10 protein-coding genes are annotated in these 14,172 nt (G+C 40.4%); 4 read left to right on the forward strand and 6 right to left on the reverse strand.

Annotation, left to right across the window (positions count from 1 at the left end; all coding sequences use genetic code 11):
* Window positions 1–19: 19 nt before the first annotated feature.
* Entirely contained in the window at window positions 20–877 is an 858-nt protein-coding gene (locus ACLI1A_RS16360) for a DUF2911 domain-containing protein (protein ID WP_411409757.1), read from the reverse strand.
* 90 nt (window positions 878–967) lie between these two features.
* On the opposite strand from ACLI1A_RS16360, the gene ACLI1A_RS16365 reads away from it, so the two are divergent.
* Window positions 968–1,486, forward strand: a complete 519-nt coding sequence (locus ACLI1A_RS16365) for an SRPBCC family protein (protein ID WP_411409758.1) — start codon at window positions 968–970, stop codon at window positions 1,484–1,486.
* Between the two features lie 3 nt (window positions 1,487–1,489).
* On the forward strand, window positions 1,490–2,776 hold the full coding sequence (locus ACLI1A_RS16370; protein ID WP_411409759.1) for a cryptochrome/photolyase family protein: 1,287 nt from the start codon (window positions 1,490–1,492) through the stop codon (window positions 2,774–2,776).
* Window positions 2,777–2,826: 50 nt separating this feature from the next.
* Here ACLI1A_RS16370 and ACLI1A_RS16375 read toward each other — a convergent pair whose 3' ends face one another.
* The 5 genes from ACLI1A_RS16375 to ACLI1A_RS16395 all read right to left on the reverse strand — a co-directional run bounded on the left by ACLI1A_RS16375 (window position 2,827) and on the right by ACLI1A_RS16395 (window position 11,462).
* A complete protein-coding gene (locus ACLI1A_RS16375) occupies window positions 2,827–4,911 on the reverse strand; it encodes a protein-disulfide reductase DsbD family protein (protein WP_411409760.1) in 2,085 nt (694 codons plus the stop codon).
* On the reverse strand, window positions 4,908–6,224 hold the full coding sequence (tilS, locus tag ACLI1A_RS16380; protein ID WP_411409761.1) for a tRNA lysidine(34) synthetase TilS: 1,317 nt from the start codon (window positions 6,222–6,224) through the stop codon (window positions 4,908–4,910). The genes ACLI1A_RS16375 and tilS overlap by 4 nt, the downstream gene beginning before the upstream one ends.
* 23 nt (window positions 6,225–6,247) lie before the next feature.
* Window positions 6,248–7,561, reverse strand: coding sequence for an anthranilate synthase component I family protein (locus ACLI1A_RS16385; RefSeq protein ID WP_411409762.1), 1,314 nt, complete (start codon window positions 7,559–7,561; stop codon window positions 6,248–6,250).
* Window positions 7,562–7,656: 95 nt separating this feature from the next.
* Complete coding sequence (lpdA, locus tag ACLI1A_RS16390; RefSeq protein ID WP_411409763.1) at window positions 7,657–9,063, reverse strand: dihydrolipoyl dehydrogenase; 1,407 nt, start codon at window positions 9,061–9,063, stop codon at window positions 7,657–7,659.
* Window positions 9,064–9,287: 224 nt separating this feature from the next.
* Window positions 9,288–11,462 (reverse strand): DPP IV N-terminal domain-containing protein, encoded by a 2,175-nt coding sequence (locus ACLI1A_RS16395; RefSeq protein ID WP_411409764.1) that lies wholly within the window; start codon window positions 11,460–11,462, stop codon window positions 9,288–9,290.
* Window positions 11,463–11,591: 129 nt separating this feature from the next.
* Between ACLI1A_RS16395 and ACLI1A_RS16400 the strand changes: the two genes are divergently transcribed.
* Together ACLI1A_RS16400 and ACLI1A_RS16405 are read left to right on the forward strand one after the other, a co-directional pair.
* A complete protein-coding gene (locus ACLI1A_RS16400) occupies window positions 11,592–12,605 on the forward strand; it encodes a hypothetical protein (RefSeq protein ID WP_411409765.1) in 1,014 nt (337 codons plus the stop codon).
* A gap of 152 nt (window positions 12,606–12,757) precedes the next feature.
* Window positions 12,758–14,170: a circularly permuted type 2 ATP-grasp protein gene (locus ACLI1A_RS16405; RefSeq protein WP_411409792.1), complete on the forward strand. Its 1,413-nt coding sequence runs from the start codon at window positions 12,758–12,760 to the stop codon at window positions 14,168–14,170.
* The last annotated feature ends 2 nt before the right edge of the window (window positions 14,171–14,172 follow it).

Raw genomic sequence — 14,172 nt, forward strand, 5'->3', positions numbered from 1 at the left:
AAATTAGGGTTGACGCAAATTATTTTTTGCTCCAGTCCTGTATAGTATCTTTATTCATTTTTATATACTCGGCATTACCGGCCTTTTCTGCACCTTGCAGTGAAAGTTGAGCTGTTTCAATAGCTCCTTTTTTATCTCCCATTTTGTATTGAATAAGCGATTTAAGTCTTAGCATGTAAAAAGGCACATCCTTATCTTTAGGTGACTTTTCAATAGCAGTATTTATCCAGCCCAGCGCCTTAGTATAGTCAGCATTTGTTTGGTAAAAATACTGCGCTGCAGAATAGTAATCTGTAACTGACGGACCATTCATGGCGCTTTCTATACTCTTAAGTGCAGTAGCGCGTGTAGGAACTTCAAATTTTACGGCAACCATAGTTTTTTCCCAAGCTATTTCAAGGAATGCAAAATCAGTATCAAGTCCGTTAATCCCTAATGTAAGTGTTTCCACCGGACGGGTAAGATATTCAGGTTTAACAGTTACTCTAACTGCCTCTTTACCTTCGTCCCATTTTTCAGGAACACCCCAGTTGTTGGTGTCGGTATAAAAAATAACATCCCAACTGTCTGCCTTAGGTTGAGTGTAAAGCGCATATTTACCGGCTTTAAGGGTTTTACCGCCAATAACCACATCATCACTAAACGTTACAGTGGTATTAGCATTAGCTCCTGTACGCCATATACGCCCAAACGGAATCAACTCTCCATATACTGTCCTGCCACGGGCACTCGTACGTCCGTAGTCAATTTTAACATTTGTAAGGCCTACCGTTTGTTCTACGGTTCCCCTCGGACTTGCAAGGGGTGTTTGTATTTGGGCAGATGCTGTGAATGCAATGCCAAGTACCACAGCTGCTGTAAGGATTATCTTCTTCATGATATTTTAAATACTTCTTTTAATTACGTTGCTAAATTACTTAATATCTTGTTGACACTTGTTAAAATTACTTAAAAATATAGACCTGTAATGATAAGATACGCAGGGCAGTTTGTAATTTGCACACCTAAATTCCGTCGTAAAATGGTATATACCTTACACCGCATACAAAAGCTGCCTGTTTCTCTGTCCCAGCTTTGGGACTTTATGAGTGACCCCAAAAACCTTGCCGTAATAACGCCCGAAAGTATGGGATTTGTTACTCTTAGTGGTGATGAAAGAAAAATGTTTGCCGGGCAGATAATTACTTATACCATAACGCCTTTGTTTGGAATTAAATTGCATTGGGTTACTGAAATCACTCACGTGCGCGAACATGAATTTTTTGTAGATGAACAAAGGTTTGGGCCTTATACATTCTGGCACCACAAGCATTTCTTTAAAGAAATAGACGGTGGTGTAGAAATGGAAGACATTGTGCATTATAAATTACCCATGGGTATTGTGGGCAAGCTTGTTCACCCTTTTTTGGTACAATCAAAACTTGATGATACTTTTAATTACAGGTATAAAAAGTTAGCCGAACTGTTTGGGGAATTTAAAGGATAAATTATGGTAATATTTTGGTACAGGCGCGACCTAAGGACATACGACAATCACGCATTACACAAGGCTTTGGAAAGTGGTGAGAAAGTTTTACCCATTTTTATATTTGACAAAAATATACTGGAAGAGCTTCCTAAAGACGATGCAAGGGTAATGTTTATTTCAAGTCTTTTAGATAACATAAACGCGGAACTTAAATCACATCAGAGTTCGTTAGCAGTGTTTTTTGACGCACCGGAAAATGTCTTTGAAAAACTAATAAAAATACATGAAGTAACAACAGTATATACCAATCATGACTATGAACCTTACGCTCAAAAACGCGATAGCGAGATTGCAGAATTACTAAGGAAACATAATGCTGAACTAAGAACCTACAAAGACCAGGTAATTTTTGAGCGTAATGAAGTTGTAAAAGACAGTGGTGAGCCTTATGTGGTGTTTACTCCCTATAGTAAACGTTGGCTCGAACATTTTAAAGTAAAGAACACAGATAGCTTTCCAGTTTTACTTGATAGAGAAAAACTTGCTGAGCACGATTATCCGTACTTGTCTCTAAAGGACATAGGCTTTAAGGAATCTGATATAAAACCGGAACCATATAACGTGTCTGAAAAATTGGTAAACCATTATGAAGATACTCGTAATTTTCCTGCTATAAACGGCACGTCGAAATTAGCTCCTTATTTGCGTTTCGGCGCTGTAAGCATACGCGAAATCGTAGCAAAAGCAAATAAAAGCAATAACCCTACGTTCTTAAAAGAGCTTATTTGGAGGGAATTTTTTATGCAGATATTGTGGCATTTTCCGCATACGGTTACCAAAGCGTTCAGGCCGGAATATGACAACATACAATGGCGCGATAATGAAAGTGACTTTAAAAAATGGTGTGAAGGAAATACCGGTTATCCTATGGTAGATGCCGGCATGCGGGAACTGAATGCCACCGGACATATGCACAATAGGGTGCGTATGGTAGTAGCTAGTTTTCTATGCAAACATCTACTGTTGGATTGGCGCAAAGGTGAAGCTTATTTTGCTGAAAAATTATTGGATTACGAACAATCCAGCAATATAGGTAACTGGCAGTGGGCAGCCGGTACAGGTGTAGACGCTGCGCCTTATTTTAGGGTGTTTAACCCCAGTGAGCAGGCCAAAAAGTTTGATGGTGATTTAAAGTACATCCGTAAATGGGTGCCGGAATTCCAGGAATTAGGTTACACCCCTATGGTAGACCATAAGGAAGCACGCGAACGTGCATTAAGAGTTTACAAAGAAGGACTAAACCGATAACAAAAACGCTGCCTTAATGAGCAGCGTTTTTGTTATCTTAGGGATAGGTATTATTTTTTGTAATTGCCAATTCCTTCTTTAAGCCATTTTAGGTATTCTTTCTTATCAGGTGTATAACCCACCGGCTCATTAAGTTTTGTACCTTCAGAGCCTTCAATTACATAATAAGGCTGTGAATTCGTTTTATATTTTGTAATCTGAAGATCGCTCCATTTGTTACCCACTGTCTTTATGTTTTTACCAGTAGTTTCAGAAACGTATTGTTTATCCTCAGGTAAATCTTCTTTATAGTCAACATAAAGTGATACCAATACAACATCATTATTCAATACACTTAGTATCTCTTTATCTATCCATACATTATCTTCCATTTTACGGCAGTTAACACAAGCATAACCTGTATAGTCAACCAAAAGTGGTTTACCTACCGACTTAGAGTAAGCAAGTGCTTTTTCATAATCTTTAAATGCTACGATACCGTGCGGACCTGCGTGGGCACCTTCTGGTAATGCTGTTGTTGTAGTTGCCGAATGGCCTCCACCGCCCAAGCCTTCAGGACTTTCGCTATAGGTAGGTGAAGGAGGAAAACCGCTTATTATTTTTAAAGGCGCACCCCAAAGACCCGGTATTAAATAGATAGTAAAAGACAAAGTTACTAAACCTAATAAAAGTCTTCCTACTGATATATAGCCACCCGGAGTATCGTGAGGCAGTGTAAATTTGCCAAATAGGTACAGTGCCAGTGCTCCAAATATGGCTATCCATATTGCAAGGAATGTTTCCCTTTCAAGTAGATGCATTTGTAATACAAGATCGGCATTGCTTAGGAATTTAAACGCAAAGGCAAGTTCAAGAAAGCCAAGGAAAACTTTAACGGTATTAAGCCATCCACCTGATTTTGGCAGGCTGTTCATCCAGCCCGGGAACATTGCAAACAGCATGAACGGTAGTGCAAGTGCAAGCGAGAAACCGAACATACCCACTACCGGTGCTATTCCACCTTTAGAAGCAGCAACCACAAGCAGGTTACCCAATATAGGGCCTGTACAAGAAAAAGACACTATAGCCAGTGCAAGTGCCATAGCCAATATACCTATTATACCTCCCCTATCGGCTTGTTGGTCTACCTTGTTAGCCCATGAGTTTGGTAACATGATTTCGAATGCGCCAAGAAATGAGCAGGCAAAAACAACTAAAAGTACAAAGAAGAATAAGTTGAATACTACATTTGTAGATAACGCGTTAAGTGAATCTGCTCCAAATATGGCTGTTACAACCGAACCCAAAACTACATATATAACAATAATTGAAACACCATACGTTATTGCATTTCGTATACCTGCGGCTCTTGATTTACTCTGTTTAGTAAAGAAACTTACCGTCATAGGTATCATAGGGAATACGCAAGGGGTAAGTAATGCAGCAAATCCAGAAAGGAATGCTACAATAAAAATGGTAAGCAGGCCTTCATCTTTAGATTCTTTATCGTCTGCCTTAGCGGTATTCTTTTCAGCAGCAGCATTTACTTTGGTAGTATCACTTGCAGTAGTTGTAGCTACAGCCGCAACAGCTGTATCAGTTACTGGAGCATGTATGGTAGCAGTATCAACTGCCGGAGCTTCAGTAGGCGTAGTAACAGCAACAGGTGCTATTTTTTCAAAGCGCTTTACAATTTTATATGTAAGGGTAGACAGATCAAACTGAAAGTTCTTGGTATCCTGAATACAGGCGTCTTTACAAACCTGGTAATCAAGTGCAACCTGAACTATTTTATTGCTGTTAGGTAGTAGTTTTAAAACCTGTGTAAGCTGTGCTTTTTCGCTCCAAAATGTTTCGGTAACACCAAAAACATCATTAAAAGCCTGTTCAGTCTTGCTTTCTTTAGCCTTACCTATAAGTTCATAATTACCTTTGTTGTTATTAAAAACTACCGTCATCGGTATAGCACCGTTTTCGTCACTATACTGAGAGTACATGTGCCATGAAGGTTCTATGGTGGCATTTAGGGTAAGTATATATTCTGTATCCGATTTTTTTGTGGCTTTGGCTGTCCACTTTACCGGTTCTTTAACGTTTTGTGCAGTAGCCGAGAAAAATGCTACAAGCATTAATAAAATGCAGGCAAATCTTTTCATTCTTGTTTAACCTCTATTTTTAGTATTTGTGTTGTTTGTGTCGTAACTCTAAAACGGTTATCAGCCCTGTGGCCAACAATCCATACAATTTCATTTTCAGTGCTAAGCAACCAGGTATTTTCCTTTTCAGTTAAAGACATTTTTTCGTCTTTAAAAAACTTGGATACCTTTTTTCGCAGCCCATTCATGCCCATCGGATAAAAGTCGTCACCTTCTTTCCACCGACGCACAAATAACGGGAATTTTATTAATTCATTATCTACAAATATTACATTTTTTGCAGTTTTTTGCTCCATATACTGCACTAAATCAAGCTTTAACTCTATCGGAAGTGTAGTCTTTTCAAAAATATTGCCAATGGTATAAATCCCGTCAGCCCCAATTTTAATTGGTTCCAATATCAGTACTTCCCTGTCTTTCAGCAGGCGGTGTGTACCAGATAGGACATACTTACCCGGCTGGGCTTCTGCAAGACTATAAATATCTTCCCAGGAAGTAAATCCATATTCATTAAGCCATTGGTATAAGTACGCTTTGTAATTCTTGTACTTAAGTAGCTTAGCTATATTGAACTTTACTACTTGTCCATTTATTTCAGCAACGTTTTCAAAAACTAATGCCGAAGCATCAGCAACAAGCGATTGAGATTGTCTTAAGTTTTCGATAGTCTGGTTAAACGATTGTGCAAATGACGGATTCAGTTCTTTCAATAACGGTAATACATGATGTCTTAGTTTATTGCGCAGGTATTTATCTGAAGCATTACTGCTGTCCTCCCGCCATTCAATATTGTTTTCTTTGGCGAAAGCTTCTATGTCATCTCGTATAAATGGCAGTAACGGACGTACAATATTACCGTTTTGCTGTGGTATGCCTAACAGTCCCTCGAGACCTGTACCACGTGTAAAGTTTATCAGGAAAGTTTCCGCCGAATCATCCGCATGGTGTGCAGTAAGTAGATAATCAAATTGGTTTTCTGCTATTAGTTCGTTAAACCAACTATACCTTAATTCACGTGCAGCTATCTGAATGGAAACTTTATTTGATTCAGTATAACTTTTTGTTTCAAAGTTTTTTACAAAAATATGAATACTAAGATCACTTGCCAGTTTCCGTACAAATTTTTCGTCGCCATTGCTCTCCTCTCCCCTAAGCCCAAAGTTACAGTGCGCAATAGAAATGCTATACCCAAGCTTTTTAAAAAGCAACACTAAAACCACGCTGTCTATCCCCCCACTTACCGCAATGAGTAGTTGTTTACCTTCTAAAAAAGGTAAGCCGGTATCTAAGTGCTGTTTTAAACGCTGAAGCATAACTACAAAGGTAATAAATATTGTTACAGATTATCCTGAAGTACCTGGTGCATTGCCTTTGCCTTTAGCAAGCATTCTTCATACTCATTTTCCGGCGCAGCCTCTACAGTAATAGCGCTGCCTACCGAAAACGAAACATAACCATTTTGTTCATTGTAAAGAATGCTGCGTATCACCACATTAAAATCAAAATCACCTTCAGGTGTAAAGTAGCCTACTGCACCACTGTATAAACCACGTTTTGTTTCTTCTAATTCTTCGATAATTTGCATCGCCGATATTTTAGGAGCGCCGGTCATGCTGCCCATAGGGAATGATGTTTTTAAAACTTCTTCAGGCAGTAGATCGTCGTTTACTTCAGATACTATAGTAGAAATAAGGTGGTGCACCTGTTTAAATGTATAAGCTTCGCAAAGTTCCTCTACTTTTACCGATTTATCAGCAGCGGTATGACTGAGGTCATTCCGTACCAGATCAACAATCATAATATTTTCCGAACGTTCTTTTTCGTTTACAGTAAGTGTAGATTTTATGGCCTCATCTTCAATGGCATCTGCACTACGTCGGGCAGTTCCTTTTATAGGCTGAGAGATAACCTTACTCCCCTCCTTTCTTATATAGCGCTCCGGTGAAGCTGATAAAAGATAGCTTTTATAATTTTTAAGATAAACAGCGAAAGGCGGCTCTGATATGGCGTTAAGCTTTGAATATACATCAAGCGGGTTGATTACAGTATCTTCGGCATAAAATTCCATACAAAAGTTGGCTTCATAAATATCGCCACGGAAAATGTGCTCCAGCATTTGCTCAGCCTTATCCAGGTAGCTTTCTTTTGGAATGCGCTGCTGTATAATGATTGGTTGCCGGTTGATAGTTGCGGGAAGTTTACTTCCTATTTCCAAATTCTGATTACTGATTTCATTGAAATCATCCTGCAACTCATCATCGCACAATGGCAGGTATAGCATTTCAAGCTGGTTGCCTTTTAGGACAAAAAGCTTTTTAGGCTGGAAGAAAAACAAATCAGAAAAACCTAGTCCGTCAAAGTTATTAGACGACAGTTGCTCCGTATCATTTTTTAAGTCATATGACAAGTAACCAAAAATCCAATCTGCTGTTGCTCTTCTGTAGCTCGATAAATCTTCAAAAGCTTTATAATAATCCGTTTGTATTGCAGTAAACGCATCTACGGCCAGTATGGCATCAAACGAGGTGTATTTTTGGTTATAATTATTAGAATCAAGCCAAACTACCTCCCTATGCTGTTGCGCCCAAGCGAGTAGTTGTTGTTTGAATATGTGTGGTTGCGATATTGTATAAAAAGCAGAACTTCTCAAGTGGGTAATATTTCAGATATCAAAATTACAACATAGCCTTCAAAAACACAAAACCCGCTCCTTATGAAGCGGGTTTTCTATTTTATATCTTAATATTATATGTGTAATGCCCTGTTATCAGTAGCAGCAAGAGCAGCCTCTTTAATAGCTTCAGAGTAAGTAGGGTGAGCATGGCTCATACGCGAAATATCCTCAGCAGAAGCCCTGAATTCCATAGCAGTAACACCTTCAGAAATAAGGTCGGCTGCACGTGCACCTATAATGTGTACACCCAGTACTTCATCTGTTTTAGCATCGGCAATGATTTTTGCAAAACCATCTGTATCCATACTTGCACGGCTACGCCCAAGTGCCTTGAATGGGAAATTACCCACTTTATAAGCAATACCCGCTTCTTTAAGTTGTTCTTCTGTTTTACCTACAGCAGCAACCTCCGGCCATGTATATACAACACCCGGTATAAGGTTGTAATCAATATGAGGCTTTTGTCCGGCTATGGTTTCAGCTACAAATACACCTTCTTCTTCAGCTTTGTGAGCAAGCATAGCGCCTTTAACTACGTCGCCAATAGCATAAATGTTCGGTACGCTGGTTTGTAGGTGATCGTTAACTTCTATTTGTCCGCGCTCTGTAATTTTTACACCGGCTTTCTCTGCGTTAAGGCCATCTGTAAACGGACGACGTCCTACAGATACCAATGAGTAATCACCGTCAAGTGTAATAGTTTCACCTTTAGCATTCTCAGCCTGAACCTGAACACCTTCTCCATTACGTTCTACTGATTTCACTTTGTGCGAAGTATAGAACTTCATGCCTTGTTTCTTAAGTACTTTTGTAAGTTCTTTACTAAGCGCACCGTCCATACCGGGAATAATACGGTCAAGGTATTCTACTACAGATACCTGGGCACCAAGGCGTAAGTACACCTGGCCAAGCTCAAGACCAATAACACCACCACCTATTACAATAAGGTGCTTAGGCACTTCTTTAAGTTTAAGTGCTTCTGTAGAAGTGATGATTTTTTCTTTATCAATTTTAATGAACGGTAATGACGATGGTTTAGAACCTGTAGCAATAATGGTGTTTTTTGCTTCGATTACTTCTTCAGAACCGTCATTTTTAGTTACTTTAACATGAGTAGCGTCTTCAAATGAACCAACACCTTCAAAAACAGTAATCTTGTTTTTGTCCATAAGGTATTTAATACCGCTTACGTTCTGATCTACAACCCCCTGCTTACGGGCTATCATCTGCTCAAAGTTAACCTTGATTTCGCCTGCAATATCTATACCGTGCTCTTTAAAAGTAGCATGGGCATCATGGTAGTGGTGAGATGAATCAAGAAGTGCTTTACTTGGAATACAACCTACGTTAAGGCAAGTACCACCAAGGGTAGGGTATTTTTCAATGATAGCAGTGGTAAAGCCAAGTTGTGCAGCGCGGATAGCAGCTACATAACCGCCCGGGCCTGAACCTATAACGACAACGTCAAATGAACTCATATTGATAAAGTTTTTTCGTTTTGAATTTTGTAAGGCAAATTTAGGTAATAACATTTAATTGGGGGAAAGAAACCGATGTAAATTACCTAAAAAATATAAGCCGCGAGTTACACTAATTTCACAAATTCAATAAAAGATTTGATGCTCTGTGAAAATTCAACGAATTAGTACAATTCGTGGTAAAAATGTATAAAAAAAGAGCCCGAAGGCTCTTTTCAAAAATACTATTTCTTCAAATACGTATCAAAATAATCCGCTATTTTCTGGTTCAGGTGATAGCGGTCCTTACCACGTACATTATGCTCGTGCGTTGGGTACAAGAAGTAATCTACCTGTTTACCTGCTTTAATGCACGCCTGTATTAGTTGCATACTGTGCTGCTGCACCACTACAGGGTCTTGTGCCCCATGGATAACAAGCAGATGCCCTTTCAGTTTGGCAGCCTTGTCTACAGTATTGGTTTTAGCATAGCCTTCCGGGTTTTCCTGCGGGGTATCCATATAGCGTTCGCCATACATTACCTCGTAATATTTCCAGTCAACCACAGGGCCGCCTGCCACGCCAACTTTAAACGTATCGGCCTGGTCCAGCATTAGCGAAGATGCCATAAATCCACCAAAACTCCAGCCGTATACCCCTATCCTGTCGGCATCCACAAAGGCTTTAGCTTTCAGCCAGTCGATACCCTTCATCTGGTCGGCCATTTCGTTTACACCCAGGTTGCGGTGTACCACGTGCTCAAAATCACGGCCACGGGCATCGCTGCCACGATTGTCAAGCGTAAATACTACATAACCACGTTGTGCCATATAATAATCGAACAAACCGGCACCGCCCAGCCACTCGTTGTTAACCAGCTGTGCATGCGGTCCGCCGTATACGTACAGCATTACCGGGTATTTTTTAGTCGCGTCAAAATCGGCAGGGTAAATAATACGCCCGTTCAGCGGGGTTTTACCGTCAGCGGAAGTAATGGTAACCAACTCCATTTTTGGCAATACAATTTGGCCGGTATATGGGTTTTCGGCTTTAAACAGCGAAGTCGCTTTATTGTTTTTAGTGCTGATGATGTTCACGTCGTTTGGCGTGGTCGTATTACTGAAGCTGTCCTCAACCAAAGCACCATCTGCACTCACTATAGCGGTATGCGAACCCGAGCCCGTGGTAACCTGCGTGGTTTTACCCGACTTCAGTTCTACCTTATACAGTTGGCGGTCAAGGCCGTTATTGGCAGTACCAATGTAGAATACATTTTTGGCATTACTGTCAAAGTTCAGTAATTGTGTAATTACCACATCTTTGTAGCCCAGCTTTTTAACCAGCTTACCGTCTGTAGTATATAGGTAAAGTTGCTCATAACCGTCCTTTTCAGAACGGTACAGGAATTGGTTGCCGTTACCCGGCACAAACGTAAGCCCGTGCAGCGGCTCAACATAAGTCGTAGCTTTTTCCTCAAAAAGCGTTTTAATGAAATTACCCGTAGTCGCATCGTATTTATTCAGCTTCAGGTGGTTTTGTTCGCGGTTTAGTACGCCCACGTAAACCTGCTTACCGTCCGGCGACCAGGTTACCGTAGTAAGGAACTGCTCTTTAGGGCCTTCGGTTTTAAGCGTGGTACTTTTACCCGAAGCCACATCGTATACCACAAGGGTTACTTCCTCGCTCTTCATGCCCGCCATTGGGTACTTTATATCCTTGGCAGCAGCCACACGCTCATCCCACTGGATTAACGGATAATTGGCCACCGTGGTTTCGTCCTTACGGTAGTACAGTAATTTGTCGCTGTTTGGGCTCCACCACATACCGCGGTCAATGCCAAATTCCTGGCGGTGTACGTAGTCGCTGCCGTTTACAATGCCCTTATCGGTATCGTTGGTTACGCTTATATCCTTACCGTCTTTGGTAATGATAATATTGTTTTCCTTAAGCCAAGCCGCTGCGCCGCCGTTTGGCGACAGTGTTTGCTGGGATGCATCGGTAGCTATGGCCACGGCGCTTTTTATGGATTTTGCAGCCACATCAAACAGCACCAGGTAGCTTTTACCCGAACCATCGGCCTTAATATATAAGGTATTGGTGTCGTTCCAAACGTAATCCGGTGGGAACATCCTCAGGGTAAAAGTCTCCTGCGGGAATTTTGCCTTAAGCGCTGAGGCAAGGTCTTCTTTGGTAAGCAGTGTGGTTTCTGCCCAGTTGCCCTGCTCGGTACGGGCAAGGAGTTTGCCGTAGGTTTCGTCAAGGTAGGTTAGCGTATGCGTACCCGGCCTCCAGGCAGGTGACGTAATGCTTTTGGGTGCATATTGCTGGTACGCACCATAAGTAGCTTCCTGTATGGTTAGGTTGTGTTGTGCAGTAGCCGCCCCACCCGAAAGGACAAGCAGCCATAACAGTTTTCTCATGTGTTTGTATTTAGAAGGGCTAAGATAGGAAGAAATAGGGTTTTTCCCTATTGTTAAAATTGAGGGAGATTTATATGTTTGAAGGAAATTAAGACCTATTTGTCAACCACTTGAATAAAAAATATTATAATGAAAAAAAATAAAATTACAATACTAGTATTTTTTCTTTGTCTAAGTCACTATGTCTTTGCACAAGAGTTGCCAGAAAATGCAACTATAATTGATATTACTAATGCTAAAGATGATATCTCTAATAGGATGAAAAATATAGCAAATAACGAATCTGAGATTTCTGAAGAAAGAAGGTGGGCTTCATCATTAAAGAAATCAGTATTGAGACAAAAAAATTATTATTCAAACTCAGAAAAACCAACTGACATCGATAAGTTTAAAACTGATATGAGTACATTAATCGATAGAATTTGTAAATTGAATTGTCAAAACATTCAAGACTGCAAATACGAGTTAGAAAGTGTTTTAACAGAATTTGAAGTTCTCTCAAGAGATGAAAACATAATTGATATTTTTAATGAGCCAAAAGAATGGATGAAAGTATCCAATAAATTTAACCAGTCTTACAAGTATTTTAACCTTGGAATTAGGCAGCAGACTACACAATTTAATGAGCAAGAGTGTGCAAAACTAAAAGCAATTTTTTCTAATAAAGAAATAAAAGACGATTTAAACAATTTTATTGAATCAAGAAGAAAAGAAATTGCAAAAAAAATTAAAGAGACCGAAGACAAAATAGCTGCACTAGGATTATTGGAACAAGAAATCAATAATTATAATATAAAATTAAACGAGGCATGGCAAAAGGCAAATACTAAAATGTCTCTACAGACCAATCTCTATTTAATGATTTTAGTAATTGGACTTTTAAGTATTGCTACAATTGGCATCATAAGATGGTTTCCTGATACTGTAATGAAAGAATGGGTTGAATCAGGTCAAGTAATACAATTTGTTACAGTTATGATTCTTCTAAGCGTAATTATGTCATTAGGTTTAGCCGGTCTATTGGGAGAAAACACATTAGGGACACTTTTAGGAGGAATTGGTGGATATGTATTATCACAAGGTGTTGGTAGAGCGGCGGCCAAAGCCGCATTAAAAGATGTATCTCAAAACAAATCACAATAAAAATATTTCCGTTAAAACTTTAAAAATATTTTTAACATTTCATTTGATATATAAATAATGTTCCTATTTTTGGAGAAAACCATGTGTTTTTCATAACACACAACTTCAAAAATGCCTTTATGGAGAAAAGGATTACGCAAGAGGATTACAAACTGATACAGGGGGTATTTGATGAAATGATGGCGCCCGGCAAGGTACGCCCGCATTACGATAAGTTCATTTCATCGTTTACTAACCTGAAAGACGGCGAAGTAGAGTCTAAAAACGAACTGGCGCATAAGTTGTTCATGACCCAGGGTATTACCTTTACGGTATACAGCGGCGACGAGGGCATTGAAAAAATATTTCCGTTTGATATTATCCCCCGTATCATAGAAGCCGCCGAATGGGACTTTATAGAGAAAGGCATCAAGCAGCGGCTTAAGGCGCTGAACATCTTTCTGCGCGACGTATACCACGAGCAGTTTATTATAAAGGACGGTATTATACCGGCATCGCTTATTTACTCATGCCCCAACTTTCTGCGGGAAATGGTAAACGTAGACGTGCCGTTTAACATCTATTCGCACATCAGCGGTATCGACCTTATACGCGATTATGACGGCTCGTACTACGTGCTGGAAGACAACCTGCGCACCCCGTCGGGCGTAAGTTATATGCTGGAAAACCGTAACATGAGCTACCGTATCTTCCCGAATATACTTCCTGAAAATAAAGTTAGGCAGGTTAAGGACTACCCCGAGCTGCTGGTAAAAAACCTTTTGGCCCTTGCCAAAGACAAAACCAGCCGCCCTACCGTGGTATTGCTTACGCCGGGCATTTATAACTCGGCGTACTTTGAGCACACTACCCTTGCTCGCCTTATGGGTATTGAGTTGGTTGAAGGCCGAGACCTCGTGGTACAAAACCATAAAGTGTACATGAAAACCACCAAGGGCCTTAAAAAAGTCGACGTGATTTACCGCCGTGTAGACGACGAGTTTATAGACCCACTGGTATTCAGACCCGATAGCGTACTGGGCGTACCGGGCATTTACCACGCCTACCGCAAAGGTAATGTGGTTATTGTAAACGCTATGGGTAATGGTGTTGCCGACGATAAGGCCGTGTACTCTTATGTGCCGGATATGATCCGCTATTACCTTAACGAAGAGCCGATACTGAAAAGCGTACCTACCTATAAAATGGAAAACCAGGACGAACGCAAGTATGCCATAGAAAATATCCATAAGATGGTAATAAAGCGTACCAACGAAAGTGGCGGTTATGGTATGCTTATAGGCGACTGTGCTACCGATGAGGAAATTGCCAAATTTATAGAGGAAATCAACGCACAGCCACGCCAGTTCATTGCGCAGCCCATCATTAAGCTGAGTACCGCACCGTGTTATATAGACGGCAAGCTGCAACCCCGCCGTGTAGACCTTCGCCCTTATGCGCTTTACGGCCCCGACGGTATAGACATTGTTCCGGGCGGACTGACCCGTGTGGCGCTTAAAGAAGGTTCTATCGTAGTAAACTCATCGCAGGGCGGCGGCAGTAAGGACACCTGGATTATTGATTAACT

The sequence above is a fragment of the Flavobacterium sp. RHBU_3 genome (assembly GCF_046613565.1).
Classification (GTDB): Bacteria; Bacteroidota; Bacteroidia; order Flavobacteriales; family Flavobacteriaceae; genus Flavobacterium.